Genomic DNA, 26269 nt, shown 5'->3' on the forward strand with positions numbered 1-26269 from the left:
GTGTCCATGGGGCTGTGCGAGGAGATCGCGAGCCGGATCGCCGATCCGGGCCGCGTCGCCGTCAGGGAGCAGGCCGGTCACACCTGGAGCTGGGACGGGCTGCTCGGGGCGGCCGAAGACCTGGCCGAGCGCCTGCGGCCGCGGGGGGCGCGGGGGCCGCTGCGGCTGGCGGCGGCGCGTACCGGCAGGCCCGTACAGACCCTCGTCGCGACCCTCGCCTGCGATCTGCTCCAGGTGCCGCTGATGCATCTGGACTCCGGCCAGCCGGAGGCCGAGTACGCCCGTGTCACCGCCGCCTTCGGGCCCCATCTGCTGCTGGCCGACTCCCGACCCGACGACGACTCCGGATCCGTATGGGAACGTCACGGGCTCTCGCTGGCCATCTCCGCCTCCGGGGGCGACGGCGGGGGCGCCGCCTTCCCCTCCCCCCGCTCGGGCATCTTCCTCACCTCCGGCTCGACAGGCGAGCCCTCGGGCGCCGTGCGGTCGATGCGCGCCCAGATCGTGGACTCGCTGCGGTGCGCCGAGGCCATGGGCTACGGCCCCTCGACCCCCGTGGTGTGCGCGGCGCCGGTCTTCCATCTGTACGGACATACGCTCGGCCTGCTCGCTCCGCTGCTCAGCGGCGCGCCGGTGACGCTGTGCGGATCGCGCGTGGTGCCCTCCCAGATCGCGGCCGCGGTGCGGGACAGCGGGGCGCGGGTGCTGATCGCCCTGCCCTTCCACTACCGGCTCATGGCGGCCGACACCACCTCCCGCTTCGACGGCCTGGAGCGCGCGCTGTCCGCCGGCGCCCCGATTCCCAGCGGCGCCGCGGCGGCGGTGATGAAGGAGCACGGCTTCGCGCTGCTCAACATGTACGGCTGCTCGGAGGCCGGGGCGATCACCGTGAAGCCCGTCGACCCGGAGGGCGACCGGCCGGGGGACGTCGGGCAGCCGCTGCCGGGGATCGTGGCGACCCTCCGGGAGGCGGACGAGGAGGACGGCGCGGGTGAACTCCAGCTGGCCACGGAGACGTTGGCCGACGGCTACGCCCATGTCGACGGGGTGCGCCCGCTGTCCCTGAACGGGGACCTACTGCGCACCGGGGACCTGGCGACCCTGGGCCCCGACGGCTCCATCAAGCTGATCGGCCGGCTCGCCCGGATGATCAACGTCGGCGGGAAGAAGGTCAATCCGGTGGAGGTGGAGCGGGTGCTCGCCGAGCACCCCGCCGTCACCGACGCGCAGGTCTTCGCGGAGGCGGACGGCGGCCGCGGCCAGGTGCCGGTGGCCCGGGTCGCCGCCCCCGGGCCGGTGACGGCCGACGAGCTGATCCGGTGGTGCCAGGAGCGGCTGATGGAGCACAAGATTCCGCGGCGTATCCAGGTGACCGCCGAACTGCCCCGCTCGACGACCGGCAAGATCCTCGCCCCGCGTCCCGCCGCACCTGGGCCCGAGGCCGGGCCGGAGCACGACAAGGAAGGAAGCGCGTGATGGACCGCGAGAGCCTGGTCGAGGAGATCGCCCGGCAGATCACCGTGGTGGTGCCCGCGCTGGCCGAGGCCCCGCCCGGCCCCGGCACCAATCTGCTGGAGATCCCCGACTTCGACTCGATGGCCATGCTGGAGCTGCTGGTCTGGCTCCAGGGGAACTACGGAATCGACGTCCCCGACGGTGAGATGTCACCGGACAACCTCTCGACCGTCGGCCGGATGGCGGACTTCGTGCTGAGGCAGCGTTGACCGGCGCGGAGTTCCCTCGCGAGGAGGTCGTCGAGTTCGGCGGGCTGCGCGCCGTACGCGCCCCGCTCACCTGGGGCCAGCAGGTCATCTACCGCGCGCTCCAGAGCCGTGCCCAGCGGGCCCACTACGACTACAACCAGCGCATGTCGCTGCCGGTGCCCGAGGGCCGCTCGCTGCGCGAGGTGATCGACGCCGTACGGGAGTTGGTCACCGCCCACGAGAGCCTGCGCACCGTGTACCGGGACGGGACCGCCGACTCCGCCCCGCACCAGGAGGTGCAGGGGGAGGGGCGGCTGACGGTCCGGGTCGTCCACGGTGACGATCCGGCCGCGGCGCTCGACGCCCTGGCCGTGACGGACTTCGACCTGTCGCGGGAGTGGGGCATCCGCGTGGCGGTGCTGACCGGGCCCGGCGGCGAACCGCGTCGGCTCGCGCTGTACGTGTCCCATGTCGCGGTGGACGGCTGGGCGATGGGCCTGGTCGTGCGCCGGCTGAAGGGCCTGTTGGCGGACGGCGCCGCCGTACGCGCCGAGGCCGAGGCTGCCATGGCTGCGCCTGCCCACGCCGCGTCCGCCGAGGCCGTACGCGCCGCAGCCGCACCTACCCCGCCCGCACCCACCCCGCCCGTACCGCAGCCCGCCGACCTCGCCCGGACCGAGCGGTCCGAGATCGGGCAGACCGCGGACCGGCGCGCCGACGCGTACCAGCGGTCGCTGCTGCGGCGCGCGCCCCGGACGATGTTTCCCAACCGTCCCTCGACGCCACCCACGCCCGCGCCCGTCGGCGCCGCGGGGCCGCAGGGGTGGGCCCACGGCGAGTTCCGGTCGGGGCGGCTGGAGGCGGCGGCGCGGGAGGTGGCGGGGCGTTGCCGGGCAGGCGAAGAGACCGTGTATCTCGCGGCCGTCGGCACGCTGCTGGCGCGCCGGGCCGGCCTCTCCCACTGCGTACTCAAGACGATCTTCGCGAACCGGATCGGCGCCGAGCGGCAGGCGATGGTGACCCCGCTCGCCTCGGATGTGCTGCTCTGCTTCGATGTCTCAGGGCCCTCGTTCGACGACTGCGTCCGCGCCGCCCACCTCGCCAAGCTGCGCGGATACGCCCGTGCCCAGTACGACCCCGCCCGTCTGGAGCGGCTGGTCGCGGAGGTCGGCCGGGAGCGCGGTGAGCAGCTGGACCTGTCGGTGCTGCACAACGACCTCGGCGCCCTCGCGCCCCCCGCGGCGGACGGCGGCCGCCCGGCGCGCGGCTCCGCCGCGGCGGAGACCTCCTTCCGCTGGGCCGAGCCCTTCCGGCTGCCCTCGGTCAAGCTCTACTGCAGTGTGCGCACCACGGACCGCGGCGAGCGGGTGATCGGCCTGGCCGCCGACACCCGGTATCTGCCCGCACCCGACCTCCGCGGGCTGCTGTACGGCGTGGAGGAGCTGGTGGTGAACGAGCACCAGGGAGCGGCGCGGGACCGGGACGTCGACGAGCGGCTGTCGGCTCATGTCTCGTAACACCGTCGGGGTGGTGATCGCCGCGATGAACTCCGCGGCGTTCATCGACCAGGCGCTCGGCTCCCTGGCCATGCAGACCACGCTCGCCGACCAGGTGGTGGTGGTCGACGACAACTCGGGGGACGACACCGTACGGCTCGTCGAGCGCTGGCGCGCCATTCTGCCGCTGACACTGCTGCGCAACCACGGCCCGCGCCGCCTGGGGGTGTGGGGGGCGCGGCGGGCCGCGATCGAGGCGCTGGAGACGGATCTGGTGCTCCAGTTGGACGGCGACGACGTCGTACTGCCGCACCACGTGGCCGCGATGAGCGAGACGTACGCGGCCGCGCCCGGCCTGATCAGCCCGCGCCCGCTGACCTGGACCGGCCAGGGCCCCTTCCGCCCCGCCACGTACACCAAGGGCGGGCTTCCGGTCCCGGGCGACCAGCTGATCCAGCTGCTGGCGCAGAACTATGTCGTCGTGGGGTCGTTGTTCGCGCGCGAGCTGTACGAGCGGATCGGCGGCTACCGCCATGTGGCGTACGGCGAGGAGTGGGACCTGTGGCTGCGGCTGGTGGCGGCGGGGGCGCGGGTGAGCAAGCCGGACGAGCCGTCGTACGTCTACCGGGTGCGGGCCTCCAGCTATGCGGGGGGCTTCGCCCGGAACGAGGCGGAGACCGAAGTGCTGAATCGATTCCTTGAGGAAGCCGAGCACCCCGTCCACCGGCAGGCGGTGAAGGTGGCCCTGCTGCAGCGGACGGGCCTCGCCGCGCTCGGTGCGCTCACGCCGGTGAGCGGCCCGCTGCCCGAGCCCGTACGGGCCTTCGCCGCCGGGCATGAACGGCCCCTGACACGGGCGTACCGCGATCCGGATCTGGGCTGGGTCCTCGCCTTCGACTCCGAAGTGGCTGTCACCGACGACCACGCCCGGGTGATCGTGCACGTGGTCGAGAAGGACGGGAACTACGAGGCCGTGGAGATAGCCGATCCGCTGATGCGCCGCGACGCGTCCTCGCTGCGCGACATCCTGCGAGGCGAGCGCGGCGAGCGAGGTGAGCGATGAGCCGAGAGCAGGCGGTCAAGGAGGTGTTGGAGCGGGCCGTGCGGGTCCCGGACCGCTTCCGGCGGTTCGAGGTGGGCGCCGAGACCGCGGCCCGGGTGCACCGGATCAACGGGGAGCTGCTGGACGAGGCGCTGGACCTCGGCCTCGCGTACGAGGGGAGCGGGGCGGACCGCCGCTTCGACGACTTCGATCTGAAGAACCTCGGCCTCGGCCTGCGTATCCCGTCCCCCGCCTGGCTTCAGGTGCGGCTGTCGGCCCAGCCCTTCAACGCGGAGGCGGTCGCCACGACCACCTACCGGACGCGGTTCCAGGGGCGGGTGGGCGGCGCGGTCCTGGAGCCCTCGTCGCAGCTCGCCTCCGGGGTGGTGGACGGCACGCTGCGGCGGATGGGGCCCGATGTGTTCGAGGCGGACCTCCATGTGTCCGCCGGCGAGAACGCGCCGGACGTGGACAAGGGAGTGGGCGAGGGCGCGGACAAGGGCGCGGCCGACTGCGCCCGGGAACTGGGGCCGGTGCTGCCGGAGGCCGCACGGCTTGAGTACTACCTCGTGCCCGACGAACTCCGTGACGACGTCGGCTTCGTACGGGAGACCCGGCTGGCCGACTGCCGCGCCGGCACCACCTATCTGGCGCGCGTCGCGGAGGACGCCGGGGCGGCCGTGCGGCCGGCCGGCGGGCTGCTGCTGGCCGGTGCGTTCCCGCTGCCGCACGCCTGGCTCGAGGTGCGCCGCGGCGATCGCTGGCTGCCCGCCGATCCGTACTACCTCATCAGCATGGCCGGATACGGGCTGCTCGACGGCGAGCGATGGCCGCCCCACCGGTCGGTCGCGGGGACGGTGTGGAAGATCTGCGGCCCCTACGCGGATCTGTGCTTCCTGGCGACGGCGAGCGACGGCCGGCCCGTGAAGACCTCCGTCAGGATCCTGCGGCGATCGACCTGAGCGCCTTGCGGTCCGTCTTGCCGTTGCCCGTCAGCGGCAGCTCCGGGACCACCAGACAGCGGGCCGGGACCTTGTACGCCTCGATCTCCGCCTTGAGCGCGGCCAGCACCTCGCCGGGGCGCAGCGAGGAGCCCGCCACGCACAGCACCGCCTCCTCGCCCTCCCCCGACGGCGGCAGGACGGCCGCGCCGCGCACCCCGGGCACCCGGCGGGCGGCGGTCTCCACCTCCTCGGCGCTCACCCGGAACCCGCGCTGCTTGTACAGATCGTCGCGGCGCCCGGAGAAATACAGATAGCCGTCCTCGTCCAGCCGGCCGAAGTCCCCGGTGCGCAGCTCGGGGAAGAGCCCCTCGGCGCGCGGGAACCGCTGTGCGGTCTGCTCCGGCCGCCGCCAGTAACCCGCCATCACATGCGGGCCGCGCACCACGATCTCGCCCACGATGCCCGGCGCCACCCGCCGCCCCCGCTCGTCCACCACCAGGACCTCCGTACCGGGCAGCGCCCGCCCGCACGCGCCCGGTCTGCGCAGATCCTCGTCCGGCGGCATGATGGCCACGCGCTTGCACTCCGTCAGGCCGAACATCAGCTGGACCCGCAGCCCGGGCAGCGCGGCGCGCAGCCCGGCCAGCACCTGCGGGGGCATCGCGGAGCCGGTGTTGGTGAGCAGCCGCAGCCGTATGCCGTCGGCGCCGTAGCGCGGCAGCATACGGGCCAGGCTCTGCGCGAGCGACGGGACGACGGGCAGCACGGTGGCCCCGGAGCGGCGGAGGTTCTTCAGCAGGACCAGTCCCACGTCCGAGGTGCCGCCGAGCCAGAGGTGGGCGCCGGCCAGGGTGCTGAGGAACAGCTGGTAGAGGCCGTAGTCGAAGGAGAGCGGCAGCGCGCAGTAGACGACGTCCTCGGTGCGGTACGCCAGCTCGCCGTGGATGGCCCGGGCCGCGAACAGCAGTTGGGCGTGGGTGGACACGACGGCCTTGGGCGGACCGGTGGAGCCTGAGGTGTAGATGAGGCAGACGGGGTCGACGGACAGCGGGCCGATGGCGTCCCGCGGGTCCTCGCCGTCCTCGCCGTCCTCATCCAGGAGCGGTGGGCCGTCGTCCGCGGTGACCAGGAGGGCCGCCTCACTGTCCTCGCGGACATGGGCGAGGGCGGGGCCGCGTACCTGCTCGTGCAGTACGCAGAACGCGGCCCCCACCCGCGAACAGCCGTACACCAGGGCCGCCACGGCGAGGCCGGACGGCAGGGCCAGCAGCACCCGGTCGCCGCGCCCGACGCCCCGCTCGCGCAGCCACCCGGCGGCCCGCAGCGAGGCCGTGCGCAGCCGGGCGTAGTCCCAGGTCAGCTTGGCGTGGGTGAGAGCCGGGCGGGTGGGGTGGCGACGGGCCGCCGCGTCGAGCAGATCGTGCAGTACGGCCGGCTGCCGGGAGGCGAGTACGTCGTGCGGTACGGCCGGCTGCCCGAACTCGGGGTCACCGGCGGGCATCCCGCCCTGCCTCCCGCGCGGCCTCCGCGGCCAGCGCCTTGCGGTCGATCTTGCCGTTGGCGTTCAGCGGGAACCGCGCCACCTGCTTCAGAACGCGCGGAATCGCGGCCCGGGGGAGCAGCTTGCCGAGTTCCTCGACGACCGGCCCCCGCTCGGTGGCGGCCCCGGTGTAATAGGCGTGCAGGGCATGGCTGTTGCCTGCGGGCACCGCCACCACCACCGCCTCGTCCACCCCCGAGCAGCGCCGCAGCGCCCACTCCACCTCCGGGATCTCCACCCGTACGCCCCGGATCTGCACCTGGTGGTCGAGCCGGCCCGAGTACAGCAGGGTGCCGCCGGGGGCCGTGGTGACCAGGTCGCCGGTGCGGTACCAGCGTTCGCCGTCGAGGTCGAGGAAGCGCCCGGCGTCGTCCGCCGGATCGAGATAGCCCGCGAACATCTGCGGCCCGGTGACACACAGTTCGCCCCGTTCCGGATGGCGGTTCCCCTCCGCGTCGAGGAGCGTGGCGCGCATCCCGGGGTGGAGCCGGCCCATGGGCACGCCGCCGTGTGCCTCGGGGTGTGGGACGTCGGTCGCGTGCCACTTGTGGACGGTGACGTTCATGGTGACTTCCGTGGGCCCGTACAGGTTCACCACGGTGGATCCGGGGGCGGCCCGCTGCCAGTCGGCCGCGTCGTGTTCCATCAGCGCCTCGCCCGCGAAGAAGCTCCAGCGCAGGCCGGGCATGGCCGCGTCGGTGAGCCGCCGGGTCCTGCGGACGACGGAGATCGTGCTGGGGGCGGAGAACCAGACCGTAATACCGAGCGCGTTCACCAGCGCGGGGAGATCGGCATAGCCGAGGCCGGGGACATGGGCGACGCACGCGCCCGCGCTCCAGGCGCAGAACAGATCGAAGATCAGGGGGTCGAAGGTGATGTCGACCGTCTGTGAGAAGACGTCCTGCGGCCCGAAATCGTAGAGGTCTCGCACACACCGCAGAAAGTGCTCGCCATTCGCGTGCGAGATGGGCACGCCTTTCGGGCGGCCGGTGGAGCCCGAGGTGAACATGATGTACGCGCGGTCGTCCGGTTCGACGCACCACGGCTCGAACGGCTCGAACGGCGCGGTCGCACCCGGATTTTCCGCCGGGCCATTTCCGGCGGGGGCGCTTTCGCCGCTCTTGGCACGATCTCCGGTATTCACACCGCCGGTATTGATGCTTCCCGCATGCACGACCGGCGGGTGATCGGTCAGCTGATCGAGGATCCGCGCACCCTGGTCGTCCACAAGGACCAGGGCCGTGTCGGCGGCCCGCAGCATGGCGTCGGTGCGCGCCGCGGGGAATTCCACATTCAGCGGCATCGCGGCGGCGCCCGCGTACATCGCGGCCAGGATGCCGATGTACGCCACCTCGCCGCGCGCCGCGAGGACGCCGACCGTGGTCGGCCTGCCCTTGGCGGCGTCCACCAGGGCCGAGGCCCAGGACAGCGCGGTCCGGTGCATCTCGTCGTAGGTCCAGGTCCGCGCGGACACCCGTAGCGCGATCCGGTCCGGATGGGCCCGTACCGAGGCCAGGAAATGGCCGTGCATACCCTGCCGGCCGCCCGGCCCGTCCCCGTCGGCCAGGTGAGCGCTAGCCATGCGAGCTCACAAACTCCGTAAGTGTTCCCACGGTGGCGAAATGCTCCAGTTCCAGGCTTTCCGTATCGAATTCGGCGCCCGTCTGTGTCTCGATGAGCATGAGCAGTTCGATAACCGAGGTGGAATCGAGACCGAGGTCCTCGAAGAGTCTGGTGCCGGTGTCGACGCCGGGCAGCTCGCCGCGTCCCAAAACTTGTCGCAGCGCCGCTAGAACGCTCTGCTCGGCGGAGGACTTTCGCATGGTCCGGATCGAAGTGGATACGCCATCAGGTGTCAAGGTCTTGACGTGGATCTTGGCGGCTCCTAGGGTCTTGCCGCACGATTGACCATCACCGGGGGCCGGGGTATATGGGGTTGGGGGATATGGCGGCAAAAGCTGCGGAATTGTCCTCCACGGACCCCGGAGTGGACCCCGGAGCGGACCCCCTCTCCGCCGCATTGGACGTCTTGCGCACCGCCCGCGAGAGCGGCCTCTCGGCGGCTTTGGCCGCCGCCGTGCGACACCTGGATTTCCTCGCGCCCTGCTCCGACAAGGGCTTTTGTGTTCTGCCCGACGGGTCGGCGGCCAGTTCCCCGGAAATACGCGGCTGGCTGATGGCGGGGCGCGTGGTGCCCGGCGAGCGGGTCACGGTACGGCCGGGCCCGCGCCATGAGTTGGCCGGGCGCGAGGGTCTTGAGGTCCTTCAGGTCGTTCCCCGAGAAGGTCTCGACGACGACGCAGGGCCGGAGCCCGACCAGCCCGACCGGCTGGCGTTCGCCGGGACCCTGTTCGCCGCGCTGCGCGCCGGGCTGGCCGAGGCGCTGCTGGAGCGGGCCGTGGCGCATGTGGCGGGGCGGCGCTCCGGCGAACGACCGCTGATCGAGCGCCAGTTGGTACGTGCGAAGATCGCCGACTGTGTCGCCGCCGTCCGCGCCTGCGAGCTCCTGCTGACCACGTCCGGGGCCGATCCGTACGCCGCACCCGAGCTCCACCGGCGCCTCGACGCGGCCGACGCCGCCCTGACGAACCTCTTCGGCGGCGCGGGCTATCTGGCCGACCACCCCGTGCGCTCCCTGTACGTCGCGGCGTACGTCGGCAGCCTGTGGGTGGCGCCGCCGCAGGACCCCGAACGGGAGTGGTCGTGACGGCCCTGGCCCTGGACGCCGAGGACCCGGTCCTGGACGCCGCGCACAGGCGTATGCGCGCCCGTGCGCGCGAGGTCGCCCCCGCGCTGCGGGAGGCCGCGCTCGCCATCGACGCCGACCCGGCCCGTATGGACGACCACCTCGACAACCCCGCCTTCCGCCTCTTCCGCGCCATGAGCATCCCCGAGCGGTTCCAGGACGAGCGGTACCGGGCCGAAGTCAAGGGCCTGCCGCGGGACTTCCTCGCGCAGATGATCTGCTCCATGGAGCTGGCGCGCGGCGACGCGGGCGCCATGTTCGCCGGCCCCGCCCCCGCCCTCGCCGGCGTGGTCGTCCGCACCCTCGGCGACGAACGGCAGCAGGCCGCGTTCTACGAGCGCGTCGCCGACGGCGCGACCTGGGCCTTCTGCGCCATCACCGAACCACAGGCGGGCAGCGACGCCACCCGCATGCAGACCGCGCTCACCCCCGCCGACCCCGCCGACCGGAGCGGTGACTGGCTGCTGAGCGGCGCCAAGAAGTACGTCGGGAACGGCTCGCGCGGCGGCGTCGGCGTGGTCTTCGCACAGACCGGCAACTCGCCGCTGAGCGTGCGCGCCGCGCTCCTGGAGCTCCCGGCGCCCGGTGCGCACGGCGAGGCGCTGGACATGATCGGACTGCGGGGCGCGCGTATCAGCGAAATGACCTTCCACGAGGTGCCGATCGCGCGGGACCGGCTGCTCGGCGCCCATCTGCCCGCCACCCGCCGGGGGATGTGGGGCGCGGTCACGGCCTTCTACGGTGCGCGCGTACAGATCTCCGCGACCGCCGTCGGGCTCGCCGCGGCGGTGTACGACTACGTGCGCGCCGAGCGCCGGACGCCGGCCCCGGCCGCCGAGCGGCGGGTGCTGGAGACGGCCGCGCTGCGCATCGCGGCCGCCGCCCGGCTCGTCCACCGCACCGCGCTCCTCGTCGAGGCGGATCAGGGACGCGGCGACGCCTCCGCCCTGTGCAAGCTGGAGGCGGTCCGCCTGGTCGGGGACGTCACCCGCCGGCTGCCCGCGCTCCTCGGGCGTGGCGCGCTGCTGGACCATCCGCTGCTGGAGAAGTGGGTCCGCGACGCCGCCGCGCTGGAGCTCATGGAGGGCACCAGCGATATCCAACGGCTCAGACTGGCCCAGGACTTCGCCCGGTCGGGCGCCGTGCCCGCGGGCAGCGATCCGGTGCCCGCGGGCGGCGACGGCGTGCCCGTGGTCGGCGACGGCGTGCCCGCGGGCGAGGGCGGGTGACGCCGATGCGCCTGGGGCCCGTCGGCACCTTCGTCCCGCGCACCGCGCTCACGGTCGCGGACGTCACCGCGGACGCCGGGCTCCCGGACGCCAAGGCCCGCTTCTACCGCGACTACCTCGGCTTCCGCGATATCCCCCGAAGCACCGGCCACTCGCTCGCCGACATGCTCACGGCGGCGGGCCGCGAGGCGCTGCGCGGCACGGACCCGCGCGAGATACGCCAGGTGCTGTTCGCGCGCATCGGCGAGGAGGCGGGCCCGGCAGGGGGCCCGACGGAGACCGGCCCGGCGGGGGCCCAGCTGCTCGACGGCGTCCGCACCGCCCTCGGCCTCGACCACGCCCCCGCTTTCGCGGTCGGCCAGATGAACTGCGCCGCCGGGCTGTTCGCGCTCTTCCTGGCCGGACAGCTGCTCACACCCGAGACGGGCGGCAGCGCGCTGCTGCTCACCGGCGACCGGGTGGCCCGCCCGGAGCGGGGGGTCATCCCGGGGATCGCGGTCGTCGCCGACGCCGCCGCCGCGTGTGTGGTGGGCCCGCGGGTGCCGGGCGATCCGCTGCTCGGCTCCGCCTTCCGTACGTACGGGCGGTTCTACCGCAGCCTCGGCGGCCAGGACCCCGACCGGGAGCGGGAGTACACCCGGTTCTACGCGCCCGCCCTCGCCGCCGTGATCCAGGAGGCGCTGGGGGAGGCGGGGACCGGGCTCGACGGCGTACGGTGGATCGTCCCGCACAACGTCAACCGCCTGTCCTGGAAAGGCGTGGCCAAGGAGCTGGGCATCCCCTTCTCCCAGATCTACCTCGACGATCTGCCGCGCCTGGGCCACGCCAACTGCGCCGACCCGTATCTCAACCTCGCCTCGCTGCGCGCCTCCGGGCGGCTCGCGCCGGGCGACCGGTACGTCCTGGCCACCGTCGGCCTCGGCGCCACCTTCGGCGCGGTGGTCCTGCAACGAGAAGGCGAGCAAGGCGGGCGAGGGAGCGAGGGAGGGCGCGATGGAGAGCTTTGAGGCCGTCCAGGGGATCAGGGCCGCGGATCTGGCGGACCACTACGGCACTCCGCTGTACGTCTACGACGGCGAGCTGCTGGCGGGCGCGGTCCGGTCGCTCACGGAGGCGCTGCCGCGCCCCATGGAGATCTTCTACTCCCTCAAGGCCAACCCCAACAGCAGCGTCTGCTCACTGCTGTTCGCGCACGGCGCCCACGCCGAGGTCTCCTCCCTCGTCGAGCTGCGCACCGCCCGCACGGCGGGGGCCCGCCCCGAGAACATCATCTTCCTCGGCCCCGGAAAGAACGCCGAGGACATCCGCGCCTGCGTCCAGGGCCGGGTGTACGCCATCGTCTGCGAGTCCTGGGAAGAGCTGGAGCTCATCGAGGCGACGGCGCGTCAGGCGGGGCTGCGGCAGCGGGTGCTGCTTCGGATCAACCCCTCCTTCGGCGGCGCCGGTTCGCGGCTGGCCATGGGCGGCAAGCCCCGGCAGTTCGGCATCGACGAGGAGCAAGTGCTCGTCCGCAAGGACCGGTTGAGCGCGCTCACGCACGCCGTACCCCTGGGCGTACACGTCTATCTGGGCACCCGGATCCTCGACGCGGCGGCGATCGTGGAGAACACCGCCCAGGTGCTGGCGCTGGCCGAACGGATCGCGGCGGCCACGGGCATCGAGCTGGAGGCGGTGGACGTCGGCGGCGGGCTCGGAGTCGCGTACTTCGAGAACGAACAGGACCTCGACCTCGACGCGCTGCGCGCGGGACTCACGCCCGTCGTGGGCGACTTCGCGCGCCGCCATCCGCGCACCCGGCTGCTGCTGGAGTCCGGGCGCTTCCTCACCGCCCGCGCCGGGGCCTACCTGGTGCGAGTTCAGTACGTGAAGGAATCCCGCGACACGTGGTTCGCCGTCACCGACGGCGGTACGCACCACCACATGGCGGCGGTCGGCGTCGGCTCGTACGCCCGCCGCAACTTCCCCGTCGCGGCGGTCGCGGGCGCCGGCGCGGGACCCGAGCGCCGCTGGCACATCACCGGCCCGCTGTGCACCCCCGAGGACACCCTCGCCCGCGGTGTGCCCCTGCCCGACCTCGCGCCGGGCGATGTGCTGGCCGTGCTGCGGTCGGGCGCGTACGGCCCGACGGCGTCGCCCGGACTCTTCCTCAGCCATGGATTCCCGGCCGAGGTGCTGGTCCACGAGGGCCGCCCGCTGCTGGTCCGCGACCGGGACACCGCCGACGACCTGCTGCGCAAGCAGCGACACCACCAGTTCGTTCAGTAAGTGACGGGAGGCCCGGATGGACCGCGCACAGATGGTCGAGACGATCGGCAAGGCGGTGGCCGCGATGGTGCCGTACTCCGACACCCCGGTGGACGAGGGGAAGAGGCTCTTCGAGGACCTGGGGCTCGACTCCACCAGCATCGTCGAGCTCATGATCGACCTGGAGGACAACGCGGGGGTCGTCGTCGACACGGACGCCATCGAACCGGACGTCTTCGAGACTGTCGGCTCGCTCGTCGACTTCCTGATGCGCGGCCTCCCGGCCGAGCGGTGAGGGATGACGGATACGGGGGTGGCGGGGCTGCGCCTGGGCGCGACCTGGGGGCTGGACTTCCCGGGGCCGCCCGGCGAGCGCTCCTTCGTCGCGATGGGCGGTGAGCTGCTGGCGGGAACGCCCGGTGGCGGTGGGCAGCAGGCCCCGGGGGCATCGGGGCCGACGCTGTCTCGTCCGCTGGACTATCTGGTGGTGGCCCACGAGGCGTATGACGCGGCCCCCGCCGGGCTCGCGGCGGGGTTCCTCGCCGAGGCATGCCCCGGCGAGCCGCGCGCCTTCTCGATCGCCGACCAGGGGATCGGCGCCCCCTTCAGCGGTCTGAAGGTGCTCGACCGTATCCACCGGAGCGGGGGCCTGAGCGACGCCGCGCTGTTCGTGCTCGACCCGGCGGCCGGGGCGGTGCTGGCCCTCGGCGGGACGGGCGGCTGGGCCCTGGAGGCGGTGGTGGAGGAGCGGGCCGGGGACGCGGCGGACTGCCTGCCGCTGCTCGGGCCGGCCGCGCGTACCTGGTACGTCCTGGGCGACGGGCTGCGCGAGCCGGCGGGGCCCCTGGAGGCGGCGGGGGCCACGGTACGGACCGCCGAGGCGGCCCACGGCTGTGCCGGGGTGTGGCGGGCGCTGCGCGATGCGGCGGCGGACGCGGCGGGGGAGGGCGCTGAGCGGCTGGTGATCGCGGACCGCGACCGGGGGCTGGGCCGGCTGCATGTCGCGGTGTTCGTCGGGGCGTGATCGCCTGATCGCTCAGGTGCTGGACACCCCCTACCGCCTGGCGCCGACCGTCGTACGCTGGCGCGATATCGAGATTGTGTATGCAGGGCACGGGAAGCCTCAAGTCACACCGACGCGGCGGAGCGCAACCGTCCGGCCTGGTACACACCAATCGATCAAGGAGTCCTCTTGGCTCCGTCATGGTCTGTCAAGGACTTGACGGGGGACAACCGAGGCGGCTCAGCTTAGAGTTCACATGTTGGAGACAAGCCGGGCCTCACTGCTGCGGCCCGGCCGGCGGAGCGGCGGTCGTGTCGCCCGCGGAGGCAGGAGTGGATGGGCGTGGAGACTCCGGGATCGCAGTCGTCGCTGCACCGGGCCAACCTCGAGCGGGTGGTCCGCGCGGTGCGCATGGCGGGTTCGCTCACCCAGGCGGAGATCGCCCGGACCACCGGGCTGTCCGCGGCCACCGTCTCCAATATCGTCCGTGAGCTCAAGGACGGCGGCACGGTCGAGGTCACCCCGACCTCGGCGGGCGGCCGCCGGGCGCGCAGCGTCTCGCTCAGCGGGGACGCGGGCATCGTAGTCGGCGTGGACTTCGGGCATACGCATCTGCGTGTGGCGATCGGCAATCTGGCCCATCAGGTGCTGGCCGAGGAGTCCGAGCCGCTGGACGTGGACGCCTCGGCCTCGCAGGGCCTGGACCGGGCGGAACACCTGGTCAGCAGGCTGATCGCGGCGACCGGCATCAGCCAGGACAAGGTGGTCGGGGTCGGCCTCGGCGTACCGGCCCCGATCGACGTCGAGACCGGCACGCTCGGCTCGACCGCGATCCTGCCCGGCTGGGCGGGCACCAATCCGCGCGACGACCTGGCCCAGCGCCTCGGCGTGCCGGTGCATGTGGACAACGATGCCAACCTGGGCGCACTCGGCGAGCTGGTGTGGGGGGCCGGGCGAGGGGTGGCCGACCTCGCGTACATCAAGGTCGCCGACGGTGTCGGCGCGGGCCTGGTGATCAGCGGACACATCTACCGCGGGCCCGGCGGTACGGCCGGCGAAATCGGCCACATCACGCTGGACGAGTCGGGCCCGGTGTGCCGCTGCGGCAACCGCGGCTGCCTGGAGACGTTCACCGCGGCCCGGTACGTGCTGCCGCTGCTGTACTCCAGCCATGGCGCCGACCTGACCGTGGAGCGCATGGTGCAGCTGGCCCGGGACGGCGACCCCGGCTGCCGCCGGGTGATCGCGGACGTGGGGCGGCACATCGGCAGTGGCGTGGCGAATCTGTGCAATCTGATCAACCCGAGCCGGGTGGTGCTGGGCGGCCATCTCGCCGAGGCGGGGGAGCTGGTGCTCGGCCCGATCCGGGAGTCGGTCGCGCGGTACGCCATCCCGAGCGCGGCCCGCCGGCTGTCGGTGATGCCGGGGGCGCTGGGCGGCCGGGCCGAGGTGCTGGGCGCGTTGGCGCTGGTGCTGAGCGAGATGGGCGACTCGACGCTGCTCGACGGCGCCCTGTCGGCGGGCACCCCCGCCCTCACCTGAGCGGGGCCGCCGGCCTGACCACCTGACCCGCTTCACCGCCGCAACGAGCCGGGGCTCCGGGCACATTCAGTGCCCGGATCCCCGGCTTTTCTGCCTGGTCTGGACCGGATCACGCTGCGTTCACTCAGATAACGAATGGCACCGTTGCCATCTCGTTAAGGATTTACTTCTTGACGTCATGCGGGCGGCCGAGTTGACTTCCAGCCACCTCGGCCGCAATGACGCGGCCTCGTCAGGGAGGTCACCCCCAGCATGAACGCAACGATGCGTCGCGTCGTCGTCGCCACGGCCGCCGTCACGATGGCCGTCTCGCTCGCCGCCTGTGGCTCCGCCAAGGAAGCCGGCGACAACAAGGACAAGGGCGACAACAAGAAGAAGACCGGCCCCCTCACCATCGGCCTGCTCCTGCCGGAAGACCAGACCGCCAGATACGAGGCGATGGACCATCCCTTGATCGAGAAGGAGATCAAGGCGGGCTGTGCGGACTGCAAGGTGGTGTACGCCAACGCCAAGTCGGACACCTCGGTCCAGCAGCAGCAGGTCGACTCGATGATCACCAAGAAGGTGGACGTGATCATCCTCGACTCGGTGGACTCCAAGGCCATCTCCAGCTCGGTCAAGAAGGCCGACGAGGCCGGAATTCCGGTCGTCGCCTACGACCGGCTCGCCGAGGGCCCGGTCTCCGCGTACACCTCGTTCGACAACGAGACGGTGGGCAAGGTGCAGGGCGAGGCGCTGCTCAAGGCGCTCGGCAGCAAGGCCAAGTCCGGCAAGGTCGTCATGCTCAACGGCTGGGAGGCCGACCCGAACGCGGCGCTGTTCAAGAAGGGCGCGCTGTCGGTTCTGGAGGGCAAGGTCGACATCGGCAAGAAGTACGACATCGACCGCTGGCTGGCGGATGAGGCCAACAAGCAGATGACCGGTGCGATCAACTCGCTCGGCAAGGACAAGATCATCGGTGTCTACTCGGCCAACGACACCATGGCCGGCGGCGCGATCGCCGCGCTCAAGGCCGGTGGCGTCGACCCGCTTCCCCCGGTCACCGGGCAGGACGCGGAACTCGCGGGCGTCCAGCGGGTCCTGGCGGGCACGCAGTACATGAGCGTGTACAAGCCCTACGGCCAGGAGGCGGCGGCCGCCGCGAAGATGGCCCTCGCGCTCGGCCGCGGTGAGAAGGTCCCCGCCGAGGCCACGGCCGACAGCCCGACCAAGAAGGGCATCCCGGCGACGCTGATCCCGCCGGTGTCGATGACCAAGGACAACATCAAGGACACCGTGATCAAGGACGGCCTGTACAAGGCCTCCGACGTCTGCACGGCCAAGTACAAGGCCGCGTGCGACCAGCTCGGCATCAAGTAGTGCGCCACCGGCCGCCCGTGAACCACGGGCGGCCCGTCCCTGTTGTCGGCACCACCACAGCCCCCACAAGAAGGCGAGAGGAGAGAGAGCTCTCTCCTCTCCGTAACACCGCAGGGGTCCGCCCCTGCTCAGATCGGAGATGGCCATCGTGCCGAATGAACCCGTGTTGGCGTTGCGCGGGATCTCCAAGCGGTTCGGCGCCGTCCAGGCGCTGACGGACATAGACCTGGAGGTCCGCGCCGGTGAAGTGGTCGCCCTGGTCGGCGACAACGGCGCCGGCAAGTCGACCCTCGTCAAGGCGATCGCCGGAGTCGGCCCCGCCGACGAGGGCGTCGTCGAGTGGGAGGGCAGGCCGGTCCAGGTCAGCCGCCCGCACGACGCCCAGGAACTGGGCATCGCGACCGTGTACCAGGACCTCGCCCTGTGCGACAACATCGACGTGGTCGGCAATCTCTTCCTCGGCCGCGAGATCCTGCGCGCCGGGGTGCTCGACGAGGTCGAGATGGAGCGCCGCTCCCGCGAGTTGCTGCAGACCCTGTCCATCCGGATCCCCAGCGTGCGGATCCCGATCGCCTCGCTCTCCGGCGGCCAGCGGCAGACCGTCGCCATCGCCCGCTCGATGCTCGGCGAGCCCAAGCTGGTCATCCTCGACGAGCCGACCGCGGCCCTGGGCGTCGAGCAGACCGCGCAGGTCCTCGACCTGGTCGAGCGGCTGCGCGAGCGCGGCCTCGCGGTGATCCTCATCAGCCACAACATGGCCGACGTCAAGGCCGTGGCGGACCGGGTCGCGGTGCTGCGGCTCGGCCGTAACAACGGCACCTTCGATGTGAAGACCACCTCTCAAGAAGAGATCATCTCCGCCATCACCGGCGCCACGGACAACGCCGTGACCCGCCGCAAGGCGCGTAACGCGGAGGTTGCCAAGTGACCACCAAGATCGACGAGACCAATGGCGGCGACACCGAGGACGTGGTCCCGGTCGCCAAGGACGCGGTCACCGCGGTCGACCCCCGGCTGCTGGTGCGCCAGGAGGGTTTCAAGGGCTACGTCCAGGAGTTCGGCCGCAAGCTGCGCAGCGGTGACCTGGGCGCGCTCCCGGTCATCGTGGGCATCGCCGTCATCTGGGCGGTCTACCAGATCAAGGACGACGCCTTCCTCTCACCCAAGAACCTCTCCGACCTGTCGATCCTGATCGTCGGCACCGGAATGATCTCGGTCGGCATCGTCTTCGTGCTGCTGCTCGGTGAGATCGACCTGTCCGTCGGCTCGCTCAGCGGGCTGGCCGCGAGCACCATGGCGGTGCTCAACATCAGGCACGGGGTCCCCGAAGTGCTCGCCGTGGTCATCGCGCTGGCCCTCGGAGCCGCACTCGGCGCGCTGCACGGGTTCTTCTTCGCCAAGATCGGCGTCCCGGCCTTCGTGGTCACCCTCGCCGGTCTGCTGGCCTGGAACGGGCTGATGCTCCAGGTGCTGGGCACCACCGGCACGCTCGACCTCGACGACGACGGCTTTGTGCAGACCCTGTCCGGCCACTACTTCTCCCAGCTGATCGCCGCGTACGGGGCGGCCACGGTCGCCGTGGCCGCGTTCTTCCTGGCCCAGTTCCTGGGCGCGCGGCGCCGCAAGGCGGCCGGCGTACCCTCCCGGCCGCTGAGCGAGATCCTGGTGCGCACCGCGGTGCTGGCCGTCATCGCCTACGCCGCGGCCTGGCGGCTCAACGAGTACAAGGGCCTGCCGCTGGCGCTCGTCATCTTCGTGGTGGTGCTGCTCGCCCTCGACTTCGTGGTGCGCCGCACCTCGTACGGGCGCAAGGTGATCGCGCTGGGCGGCAACGTCGAGGCGTCCCGCCGCGCGGGCATCAACGTGGATCTGGTGCGGATCTCGGTGTACGCCCTGTCCGGGCTGATGGCGGCGTTCGGCGGAATCATGATCGCCTCCCGGATCGGCTCCGCGAGCCAGCAGGCCGGCACCGGCAACCTGCTCATGGAGGCGATCGCCGCCGCGGTCATCGGCGGCACCAGCCTCTTCGGCGGCCGCGGTCGGTCTGGTCGGCGCTGCTCGGCATGCTGGTCATCGGCTCCATCGCGTCCGGTATGGCCCTGCTGGGTGTCGCCAACTCCGTGCAGTACATGATCACCGGTGCGGTGCTGCTGGCCGCGGTCGTGATCGACTCGGTCTCGCGGAGGACCCAGCGCTCGGCGGGACGCGGCTGAGCCCCCTCTTTTGAGGGCGCACTCGCCCTGTGCCGTTTCTCACGTGCCCGGCACCGCCTCGCGCAGGCGGTGCCGGGCACGCGTGTTCTGCCGCCGAACGCGTGACGCGTATCGCATGGACCGGGCCTTCGCCCGCCGGTCGGAACATTAGACTCAGGCGGACCGGCAAGGCTCGACAGGCACAAGTGCAAAGACGCACGACGGCAAACTCGACAGCAAGGAGGCACGGGTGCTGCTGACCCACATCAGGGGACCGCGTGATCTGGACCGGCTCACTCTGGAGCAGCTGGACCAGCTGGCCGCGGAGATCCGCACCTTCCTCGTCGACGCCGTCTCCAAGACCGGTGGCCATCTGGGCCCCAACCTCGGCGTGGTGGAGCTCACCATCGCCCTGCACCGGGTCTTCGACTCGCCCAGGGACAAGGTGCTCCTGGACACCGGCCACCAGAGCTACGTCCATAAACTCCTCACCGGCCGCCAGGACTTCGCCAAGCTCAAGAGCAAGGGCGGGCTGTCCGGCTACCCCTCGCGCGCCGAGTCCGAGCACGACGTCATCGAGAACAGCCACGCCTCCACCGTGCTGGGCTGGGCCGAGGGCCTGGCCAAGGCCAATGAGCTGCTGGGCAAGCAGGACCATGTGGTCGCGGTCATCGGTGACGGCGCGCTGACCGGCGGCATGGCCTGGGAAGCGCTCAACAACATCGCCGCGGCCAAGAACCGCCCGCTGGTCATCGTCGTCAACGACAACGAGCGCTCGTACGCGCCGACCATCGGCGGCCTCGCCAACCACCTGGCCACCCTGCGCACCACCGACGGCTATGAGCGCTTCCTGGCCCGCGGCAAGGACCTCCTGGAGCGCACCCCGGTCGTCGGCCGTCCGCTGTACGAGACGCTGCACGGGGCCAAGAAGGGGCTGAAGGACTTCATCGCGCCGCAGGGCATGTTCGAGGACCTGGGCCTGAAGTACGTGGGCCCGATCGACGGCCATGACATCGAGGCCCTGGAGTCCGCGCTGCAGCGCGCCAAGCGCTTCGGCGGCCCGGTCATCGTCCACTGCCTGACCGAGAAGGGCCGCGGCTACCAGCCCGCCCTCCAGGACGAGGCGGACCGCTTCCACGCCGTCGGCAAGATCCACCCGGACACCGGCCTGCCGATCTCCGCCTCCGGCGCCGACTGGACCTCGGTCTTCGCCGAGGAGATGGTCAAGCTCGGCCATGAGCGCGAGGACATCGTCGCGATCACGGCGGCCATGCTCCAGCCGGTCGGCCTGGACAAGTTCGCCAAGGCGTTCCCGGACCGGGTCTACGACGTCGGTATCGCCGAGCAGCACGCGGCCGTCTCGGCGGCGGGCCTGGCGACCGGCGGGCTGCACCCGGTCTTCGCCGTCTACGCCACCTTCCTCAACCGCGCGTTCGACCAGGTCCTGATGGATGTGGCGCTGCACAAGTGCGGGGTGACCTTCGTCCTCGACCGGGCCGGGATCACCGGTACGGACGGCGCCTCGCACAACGGCATGTGGGACATGTCCCTCCTCCAGGTCGTCCCGGGGCTGCGGATCGCCGCCCCGCGCGACGCCGACCAGGTCCGCGCCCAGCTGCGCGAGGCCGTGGAGGTGGACGGGGCCCCGACGGTGGTGCGCTACTCGAAGGGCGCGGTCGGCCCGGCGGTCCGGGCGGTGGGCCGGATCGGCGGCATGGACGTGCTGCGCGAGCCCGCCCCGGCGGACGCGGACCGGCCGGATGTGCTGCTGGTCTCGGTCGGCGCGCTGGCCCCGATGTGTCTGGAGGTCGCCGACCTTCTCGACAAACAGGGCATTTCCACCACGGTGGTGGACCCGCGCTGGGTCAAGCCCGTGGACGAGGAGCTGCCCGCGCTCGCCGAGCGGCACCGCGTCGTGGTCACCGTCGAGGACAACATCCGGGTCGGCGGCGTGGGCTCCGCCATCGCGCAGGCGCTGCGCGACTCCGGAGTGGACATGCCGCTGCGCGACTTCGGCATCCCGCCCCGCTTCCTCGAACACGCCTCCCGCAAGGAGGTCATGGCGGAGATCGGGCTGACCGCCCCGGACATCGCCCGCCAGGTCACCGGCCTGGTCTCCAGGATCGGCGGACGATACGAAGGCGAGTCCGCTGAGGCGGCAGGGTCGGCGGCCGCGGCCGAGCCCGCCGGGACGGGGGCGGCGGCGCAGTCCACCGCGGCCGAGCCCGTACGGGACTGATCCCCCCCCGCACCATCACCTCCTCCGGCCGGGCCGGTCGGGGCCGCCGCGCGACACGCGTGGTGCTCCGACCGGCCCAGTGCTTTTCCCGCCGCCGCGCCCCATCGGGTGAATCGGGAATGCCGGAGAGTGTGCATACATCCCGCATGCCCGGTAACCACAACGATGGCGCGCACGGGCAGGCGTGGAGGTGGCGCGGTGAACGGACAAGAACCAGACAGCGGAGGCACCGGGAACAGGGCCGGAGGCAGGGGCCCCAAAGGACTCTTCCGAACGAAGTCCGTGGAACAGTCCATCCAGGACACCGAGGAGCCCGAGCACGCCCTGACCAGGACGCTCTCCGCCCTCGACCTGACCGTCTTCGGCGTCGGCGTGATCATCGGCACCGGTATCTTCGTACTGACCGGAGCCGTGGCCAAACAGCAGGCGGGGCCAGCGACCGCGCTCGCCTTCGTGGCCGCAGGGATCGCCTGTGCGCTGGCCGCGCTGTGCTACGCCGAGTTCGCCTCCACGGTGCCGGTGGCCGGATCCGCGTACACCTTCTCGTACGCCTCGCTCGGCGAACTGCCCGCCTGGATCATCGGCTGGGACCTGGTCCTGGAATTCGCCTTGGCCACCGCCGTGGTGGCGGTCGGCTGGTCCGGCTATGTGCGCTCGCTGCTGGACAACGCGGGATGGCATCTGCCGGATGCGCTGTCGGGCCCCGATGTGGCCCACGGCTTCGGCTTCGACATCCTCGCCTTCCTGCTGGTGCTGCTGCTGACGGGGATTCTGGTCCTGGGCATGAAGCTGTCCGCGCATGTCACGGCGGTGGTGGTCGCCATCAAGGTGACCGTGGTGCTGCTGGTCATCATCGCCGGATCGTTCTTCATCGACGCCGAGAACTACCACCCCTTCATCCCGCCGGCCCGGGGGACGGTCACCAGCGCCGGGCTCAAGGCCCCGCTGATCGAGGTGATGTCCGGCTATCAGCCGACCTCCTTCGGCGTCCAGGGCATCTTCACCGCCGCCGCCGTGGTCTTCTTCGCCTTCATCGGCTTCGACATCGTGGCCACCACGGCCGAGGAGACCAGAAACCCGCAACGGGACATGCCGCGCGGCATCCTCGGCTCGCTCTTCATCTGCACCGTGCTCTACGTCGCGGTGTCCGTCGTGGTCACCGGCATGCAGAAGTACACCGAGCTGTCGGTGGACGCCCCGCTCGCCGACGCCTTCAAAGCGACCGGACACCCCTTCTACGCGGGCCTCATCAGCTTCGGCGCGGCGATCGGACTCACCACCGTCTGTCTGATCCTGCTGCTCGGGCAGACCCGCGTCTTCTTCGCCATGAGCCGCGACGGGCTGCTGCCCAGGGTCTTCTCGAAGGTGCACCCGAAGTACGCCACGCCGTACCGCTCGACGGTCGTGCTCGGTGCCGTCATCGCCGTCGTCGCCGGGTTCACCAGCATCTCCGAACTGGCGGCGCTGGTGAACATCGGCACGCTCTTCGCCTTCGTCGTGGTCGCCCTGGGCGTCATCGTGCTCCGCCGCACCCGCCCCGACCTGCCCCGCGCCTTCCGCGCCCCCTGGGTGCCGGTGCTGCCGATCGCCTCGGTCGCCGCCTCGCTGTGGCTGATGCTGAACCTGCCCGCCGAGACCTGGGTGCGGTTCGGGGTGTGGATGGCGATCGGCTTCGTCGTCTACTTCCTCTACGGGCGCCGCCACAGCCGGATGGGCCAGGCCGCCGGGGCGGGGCGGAGCTGAGGCCCCGCCCCGCCCCGCGCTATCGCTATGCGGTCAGGCGCTGCTCCAGGTCCGCCACGACCTTGTTCGCGGCCATCACGCCGAGGCCCAGGTACCAGGTCTCGTCCGGGACGTCGGTGGCGTGACCGGCCTTGACCGCCTTGAGGTTCTTCCACAGCGGGTTGCCCTGCGCCTTGGAGCGGTCCGTGGCCTTCGGGTCGCCGTAGACGCCGGTGAAGATGTAGTCGGCGTCGGCCTTGTCGATGTTCTCGGCGCTGATCTCGGTGGCGAGGTCTTCCACGTCCTGGTTCTTCGGCCGCGGAATGTGCGCGTCCTTCAGAATCGTGCCGATGAACGAGGCGTTGGCGTAGAGGCGGATCACGCCGTCGGGCATGAACCGGACCATGGAGACGGTCGGCTTCTTGGCACCCAGCTTGGTGTCCAGCGCCTTGACCTTCTTGTCGTAGTCGGCGAGTTCCGCCTTGGCCTCGGCCGTCTTGTCCAGCGCGGCGGCGTTGAGGAGGTAGTTCTGCTTCCAGGTGAAGCCGGGGCGGATGGAGAAGACGGTCGGCGCTATCTTCGACAGCTCGTCGTACTTGTCCGCGGCGCGCAGCTGGCTGCCGAGGATCAGATCGGGCTTGAGCCCGGCGATCGCCTCGAGGTTGAGGTTGTTGATGGTGCCGACGTTCTTCGGGTCGCCCGCCTCCTTCTTCAGGTACGACGGGAGTTCCGGGGAGCCCTCGGTCGGCGCCAGGCCGACCGGCTTGATGCCGAGCGACACCACGTTGTCGAGCTCGCCGACGTCCAGTACGACGACCCGCTTGGGCTGGGCCTTCAGCTCGGTCTTGCCCATGGCGTGGGTGATGGTGCGCGGCCACTGGCCGGCCTTGGCGTCCGTACCCATCGCGGCGGTCTTCTTGGCCGCGCTCGCGAAGTCCTTGCCGTCCTTGGACACGGACTTCTTGTCGCCCTGCCCGCCGCTCCCATCCTTCTCGCCGTCGGAGGAGCCGCCGCAGGCCGCGAGGGACAGCGCGGCGGCGACAGCGAGGGCGACGGCGGCGGTACCGCGGCGTCGAGGGGACATGGCAGGGCTCCTGTCACAGGCAGTTCTTAGGCGAGGCTTACCTTATGTTGCGTACGGGTGCGGCGGTAGCACCACCCCCGGCAGCGCCATCTCCAGCCGCCGCCCAGGGAGCGCCCGGGACCACCAGCGGATCGCCCGTCACCGGATCCGGTACGACGACCGAGGCCAGCCCGAAGACCTCCCGCACCAGCTCCGCGGTGACGATGTCCCCCGGCGCGCCCTCCGCCACGATCCGCCCGCCCCGCATGGCGATCAGGTGGTCGGCGTAGCGCGCCGCCTGGTTCAGATCGTGCAGCACCGCGACCACGGTGCGGCCTCGGTCGTGGTTGAGCTGCCGGACCAGGTCGAGCACCTCCACCTGGTGGGCGATGTCGAGATAGGTCGTCGGCTCGTCGAGCAGCAGCACATCGGTGTCCTGGGCGAGCGCCATGGCGATCCACACGCGCTGCCGCTGGCCGCCGGAGAGCTCGTCGACCGGCCGTGTCGCCAGCTCGGTGGTCCCGGTGCGGTCCATGGCCTCGCCGACGGCCCGCTCATCGTCCTCCGACCACTGCTGCCACCACTTCTGATGCGGCTGCCGCCCGCGCGAGACCAGATCCGCCACCGTAATGCCCTCCGGCGGCACCGGGGTCTGCGGCAGCAGCCCGATGGCCTGGGCGATCCGCTTGGTCGGCAGACGGGACAGCTCGGCGCCGTCCAGCAGCACCGCGCCGCGCCGCGGCTTGAGGAGCCGGCCGAGCGCGCGCAGCAGGGTGGACTTGCCGCAGGCGTTGGGGCCGACGATCACCGTGACCTTGCCGTGCGGGATCTCCAGATCGAGGCCGTCGACGACCGTGCGGTCCTCGTACGCGAGGGTCAGCTCCCGCGCGGTCAGACGGTTGTCGGTCACGCGGTTGTCGGTCACGCGGTGCCTCCGGAACGGCTACGGGTGCGGATGAGCAGCCACATCAGATACGGGGCGCCCACCAGGGCGGTGAACACGCCGACCGGCAACTCGGTCGGCGAGAAGAGCCTGCGGGCCAGCAGATCCGCCGTGACCACGACCAGCGCCCCGGTCAGCGCCGAACACAGCAGCGGCGGCTGCTCGGTGCGCGCGACCCGGCGCGCGATCTGCGGGGCGAGCAGCGCCACGAAGTCCACCGGACCGGCGGCGCCGGTGGCGACGGACGCGAGAACCACCCCGAGGCCGCTCAGCCCCAGCCGGACCCGGTCCAGCCGGACGCCGAGCGCGGTGGCCGTATCGTCGTCCAGCGACACCCCGCGCCGCGCCCGGGCCGCCCACAGCAGCGGCACCAGCAGGAGCAGCAGCGCCGTCGCGAGCGGCGCGGCCTGGTCGTAACCGCGGCCGTTGAGCGACCCGGTGAGCCAGACCTTGGCCTGCTGGGCCACCAGATAGTCGCCCTTGGTCAGAAACAGCCGGGACAGCGAGCCCAGGGCCACCGAGATCCCGATGCCGATGAGGACGAAGCGCGAGGCGCTGAGCCCCTTGCGCCAGGCGAACACGTACACCAGCGCCGCGGCCGCGAGACCGCCGCCGACCGACACATACGGCAGGGCGGTGTACGAGGTGATGCCGAAGGTCATGGCGGCGACCGTGGCCGCACCCGCGCCATGCGTCACCCCGATGACATCGGGGCTGGCGAGCGGATTGCGGGCCATGGTCTGGATCAGCGCGCCGGACAGCCCGAAGGCCACGCCCACCAGCAGCCCGGTCACCAGGCGCGGCAGCCGGAGCGTGCCCACCACCAGCTCGTCGGGGCTGGGCTGACCCAGCAGCACCCGTACGACCTCCGTCGGCGAGACGAACGACTCGCCGACGCACAGCGACGCCACGACGGCCACGGCCAGCGCGGCGGCCAGGACGACGGCCGCCACAACGGCCCTGCGGTGTACGAGGAAGCTGCCCCGCCCGGCCCTGACCACGGTGTACCCGGCGGCGTGCACAGCCCGGACGGTACTCACGCGCCCTCTCCCCGCTCAGTCTTGGCGCGCTTCCACGCGCGGGCTTCCCTCGTCACTGCTCGCTCCTCCGTCGCTGCGCGGCTCCTCAGTCCAGCCCGCGCAGCGCGCCAAGACACGCGCCCCTCCTCCCGCTCAGTCTTGGCGCGCTTCCACGCGCGGGCTTCCCTCGTCACTGCTCGCTCCTCCGTCGCTGCGCGGCTCCTCAGTCCAGCCCGCGCAGCG

At 71.9% G+C, this 26269-nt stretch carries 22 protein-coding genes and 1 pseudogene; 17 read left to right on the top strand and 6 right to left on the bottom strand.

Going from position 1 to position 26269, the window contains the following annotated elements; genetic code table 11:
- Window positions 1-6 precede the first annotated feature (6 nt).
- From ACFV2X_RS18820 to ACFV2X_RS18840, 5 genes are read left to right on the top strand one after another with little or no spacing between them, the layout of a single operon-like run.
- A complete protein-coding gene (locus ACFV2X_RS18820; RefSeq protein WP_385617591.1) occupies window positions 7-1476 on the top strand; it encodes a class I adenylate-forming enzyme family protein in 1470 nt (489 codons plus the stop codon).
- Entirely contained in the window at window positions 1476-1724 is a 249-nt protein-coding gene (locus ACFV2X_RS18825; protein ID WP_385617542.1) for an acyl carrier protein, read from the top strand. The genes ACFV2X_RS18820 and ACFV2X_RS18825 overlap by 1 nt, the downstream gene beginning before the upstream one ends.
- Window positions 1721-3220, top strand: coding sequence for a hypothetical protein (locus ACFV2X_RS18830; protein ID WP_385617544.1), 1500 nt, complete (start codon window positions 1721-1723; stop codon window positions 3218-3220). The genes ACFV2X_RS18825 and ACFV2X_RS18830 overlap by 4 nt, the downstream gene beginning before the upstream one ends.
- Complete coding sequence (locus ACFV2X_RS18835) at window positions 3210-4262, top strand: glycosyltransferase family 2 protein (protein WP_385617545.1); 1053 nt, start codon at window positions 3210-3212, stop codon at window positions 4260-4262. Before ACFV2X_RS18830 ends, ACFV2X_RS18835 begins: the two co-directional genes overlap by 11 nt.
- On the top strand, window positions 4259-5203 hold the full coding sequence (locus ACFV2X_RS18840) for a hypothetical protein (RefSeq protein ID WP_385617547.1): 945 nt from the start codon (window positions 4259-4261) through the stop codon (window positions 5201-5203). Before ACFV2X_RS18835 ends, ACFV2X_RS18840 begins: the two co-directional genes overlap by 4 nt.
- Here the strand turns inward: ACFV2X_RS18840 and ACFV2X_RS18845 are convergent.
- The 3 genes from ACFV2X_RS18845 to ACFV2X_RS18855 are packed head-to-tail and all read right to left on the bottom strand — an operon-like array spanning window position 5178 to window position 8548.
- Window positions 5178-6686, bottom strand: coding sequence for a class I adenylate-forming enzyme family protein (locus tag ACFV2X_RS18845; protein ID WP_385617549.1), 1509 nt, complete (start codon window positions 6684-6686; stop codon window positions 5178-5180). The genes ACFV2X_RS18840 and ACFV2X_RS18845 overlap by 26 nt on opposite strands.
- On the bottom strand, window positions 6673-8307 hold the full coding sequence (locus ACFV2X_RS18850; protein WP_385617551.1) for an AMP-binding protein: 1635 nt from the start codon (window positions 8305-8307) through the stop codon (window positions 6673-6675). Before ACFV2X_RS18850 ends, ACFV2X_RS18845 begins: the two co-directional genes overlap by 14 nt.
- Entirely contained in the window at window positions 8300-8548 is a 249-nt protein-coding gene (locus ACFV2X_RS18855) for an acyl carrier protein (RefSeq protein WP_089508721.1), read from the bottom strand. Before ACFV2X_RS18855 ends, ACFV2X_RS18850 begins: the two co-directional genes overlap by 8 nt.
- 143 nt (window positions 8549-8691) lie before the next feature.
- Between ACFV2X_RS18855 and ACFV2X_RS18860 the strand changes: the two genes are divergently transcribed.
- From ACFV2X_RS18860 to ACFV2X_RS18915, 12 genes and pseudogenes are all read left to right on the top strand, one after another.
- A complete protein-coding gene (locus ACFV2X_RS18860) occupies window positions 8692-9432 on the top strand; it encodes an acyl-CoA dehydrogenase family protein (RefSeq protein ID WP_385617553.1) in 741 nt (246 codons plus the stop codon).
- Window positions 9429-10700 carry an acyl-CoA dehydrogenase family protein gene (locus tag ACFV2X_RS18865; RefSeq protein ID WP_385617555.1) on the top strand — a complete coding sequence of 424 codons (1272 nt, stop codon included), beginning with the start codon at window positions 9429-9431 and terminating at the stop codon, window positions 10698-10700. The genes ACFV2X_RS18860 and ACFV2X_RS18865 overlap by 4 nt, the downstream gene beginning before the upstream one ends.
- A 5-nt stretch (window positions 10701-10705) precedes the next feature.
- Entirely contained in the window at window positions 10706-11707 is a 1002-nt protein-coding gene (locus tag ACFV2X_RS18870) for a 3-oxoacyl-[acyl-carrier-protein] synthase III C-terminal domain-containing protein (RefSeq protein ID WP_385617557.1), read from the top strand.
- Window positions 11694-12965, top strand: a complete 1272-nt coding sequence (locus ACFV2X_RS18875) for a type III PLP-dependent enzyme (protein ID WP_385617559.1) — start codon at window positions 11694-11696, stop codon at window positions 12963-12965. Before ACFV2X_RS18870 ends, ACFV2X_RS18875 begins: the two co-directional genes overlap by 14 nt.
- A 16-nt stretch (window positions 12966-12981) precedes the next feature.
- Entirely contained in the window at window positions 12982-13239 is a 258-nt protein-coding gene (locus ACFV2X_RS18880; protein ID WP_358633209.1) for a phosphopantetheine-binding protein, read from the top strand.
- A gap of 3 nt (window positions 13240-13242) precedes the next feature.
- Complete coding sequence (locus ACFV2X_RS18885; RefSeq protein WP_385617561.1) at window positions 13243-13968, top strand: hypothetical protein; 726 nt, start codon at window positions 13243-13245, stop codon at window positions 13966-13968.
- 321 nt (window positions 13969-14289) lie between these two features.
- On the top strand, window positions 14290-15489 hold the full coding sequence (locus ACFV2X_RS18890; protein WP_089509173.1) for an ROK family transcriptional regulator: 1200 nt from the start codon (window positions 14290-14292) through the stop codon (window positions 15487-15489).
- A gap of 252 nt (window positions 15490-15741) precedes the next feature.
- The gene (locus ACFV2X_RS18895; RefSeq protein ID WP_385617563.1) at window positions 15742-16848 is read left to right on the top strand and encodes a substrate-binding domain-containing protein; all 1107 of its coding nucleotides are present in this window, start codon (window positions 15742-15744) and stop codon (window positions 16846-16848) included.
- 139 nt (window positions 16849-16987) lie between these two features.
- Window positions 16988-17776: an ATP-binding cassette domain-containing protein gene (locus tag ACFV2X_RS18900; RefSeq protein ID WP_014175708.1), complete on the top strand. Its 789-nt coding sequence runs from the start codon at window positions 16988-16990 to the stop codon at window positions 17774-17776.
- Window positions 17773-19061, top strand: a pseudogene (locus ACFV2X_RS18905) (sugar ABC transporter permease). The gene ACFV2X_RS18900 and the pseudogene ACFV2X_RS18905 overlap by 4 nt, the downstream one beginning before the upstream one ends.
- Before the next feature lie 229 nt (window positions 19062-19290).
- Window positions 19291-21279: a 1-deoxy-D-xylulose-5-phosphate synthase gene (dxs, locus tag ACFV2X_RS18910; RefSeq protein ID WP_385617566.1), complete on the top strand. Its 1989-nt coding sequence runs from the start codon at window positions 19291-19293 to the stop codon at window positions 21277-21279.
- Between the two features lie 282 nt (window positions 21280-21561).
- Window positions 21562-23022 (top strand): amino acid permease, encoded by a 1461-nt coding sequence (locus tag ACFV2X_RS18915; protein WP_385617568.1) that lies wholly within the window; start codon window positions 21562-21564, stop codon window positions 23020-23022.
- A gap of 25 nt (window positions 23023-23047) precedes the next feature.
- Here ACFV2X_RS18915 and ACFV2X_RS18920 read toward each other — a convergent pair whose 3' ends face one another.
- The 3 genes from ACFV2X_RS18920 to ACFV2X_RS18930 are packed head-to-tail and all read right to left on the bottom strand — an operon-like array spanning window position 23048 to window position 26047.
- On the bottom strand, window positions 23048-24085 hold the full coding sequence (locus ACFV2X_RS18920) for an ABC transporter substrate-binding protein (RefSeq protein ID WP_385617570.1): 1038 nt from the start codon (window positions 24083-24085) through the stop codon (window positions 23048-23050).
- Between the two features lie 37 nt (window positions 24086-24122).
- Window positions 24123-24989, bottom strand: a complete 867-nt coding sequence (locus tag ACFV2X_RS18925) for an ABC transporter ATP-binding protein (RefSeq protein ID WP_385617572.1) — start codon at window positions 24987-24989, stop codon at window positions 24123-24125.
- A complete protein-coding gene (locus tag ACFV2X_RS18930) occupies window positions 24986-26047 on the bottom strand; it encodes a FecCD family ABC transporter permease (RefSeq protein ID WP_385617573.1) in 1062 nt (353 codons plus the stop codon). The genes ACFV2X_RS18925 and ACFV2X_RS18930 overlap by 4 nt, the downstream gene beginning before the upstream one ends.
- Between the last annotated feature and the right edge of the window lie 222 nt (window positions 26048-26269).

This window comes from Streptomyces sp. NPDC059679, from assembly GCF_042734105.1.
Lineage (GTDB): Bacteria > Actinomycetota > Actinomycetes > Streptomycetales > Streptomycetaceae > Streptomyces.

Bases quoted from the DNA above. Each gene is read 5' to 3' on its own strand.
- ACFV2X_RS18870 (WP_385617557.1), top strand. From the start codon at position 10,706: ATGCGCCTGGGGCCCGTCGGCACCTTCGTCCCGCGCACCGCGCTCACG.
- ACFV2X_RS18845 (WP_385617549.1), bottom strand. From the start codon at position 6,686: ATGCCCGCCGGTGACCCCGAGTTCGGGCAGCCGGCCGTACCGCACGAC.
- ACFV2X_RS18900 (WP_014175708.1), top strand. From the start codon at position 16,988: ATGGCCATCGTGCCGAATGAACCCGTGTTGGCGTTGCGCGGGATCTCC.
- ACFV2X_RS18825 (WP_385617542.1), top strand. From the start codon at position 1,476: ATGGACCGCGAGAGCCTGGTCGAGGAGATCGCCCGGCAGATCACCGTG.
- ACFV2X_RS18895 (WP_385617563.1), top strand. From the start codon at position 15,742: ATGAACGCAACGATGCGTCGCGTCGTCGTCGCCACGGCCGCCGTCACG.
- ACFV2X_RS18875 (WP_385617559.1), top strand. From the start codon at position 11,694: ATGGAGAGCTTTGAGGCCGTCCAGGGGATCAGGGCCGCGGATCTGGCG.
- ACFV2X_RS18885 (WP_385617561.1), top strand. From the start codon at position 13,243: ATGACGGATACGGGGGTGGCGGGGCTGCGCCTGGGCGCGACCTGGGGG.
- ACFV2X_RS18835 (WP_385617545.1), top strand. From the start codon at position 3,210: ATGTCTCGTAACACCGTCGGGGTGGTGATCGCCGCGATGAACTCCGCG.
- ACFV2X_RS18850 (WP_385617551.1), bottom strand. From the start codon at position 8,307: ATGGCTAGCGCTCACCTGGCCGACGGGGACGGGCCGGGCGGCCGGCAG.
- ACFV2X_RS18820 (WP_385617591.1), top strand. From the start codon at position 7: ATGGGGCTGTGCGAGGAGATCGCGAGCCGGATCGCCGATCCGGGCCGC.
- ACFV2X_RS18880 (WP_358633209.1), top strand. From the start codon at position 12,982: ATGGACCGCGCACAGATGGTCGAGACGATCGGCAAGGCGGTGGCCGCG.
- ACFV2X_RS18855 (WP_089508721.1), bottom strand. From the start codon at position 8,548: ATGCGAAAGTCCTCCGCCGAGCAGAGCGTTCTAGCGGCGCTGCGACAA.
- ACFV2X_RS18840 (WP_385617547.1), top strand. From the start codon at position 4,259: ATGAGCCGAGAGCAGGCGGTCAAGGAGGTGTTGGAGCGGGCCGTGCGG.
- ACFV2X_RS18920 (WP_385617570.1), bottom strand. From the start codon at position 24,085: ATGTCCCCTCGACGCCGCGGTACCGCCGCCGTCGCCCTCGCTGTCGCC.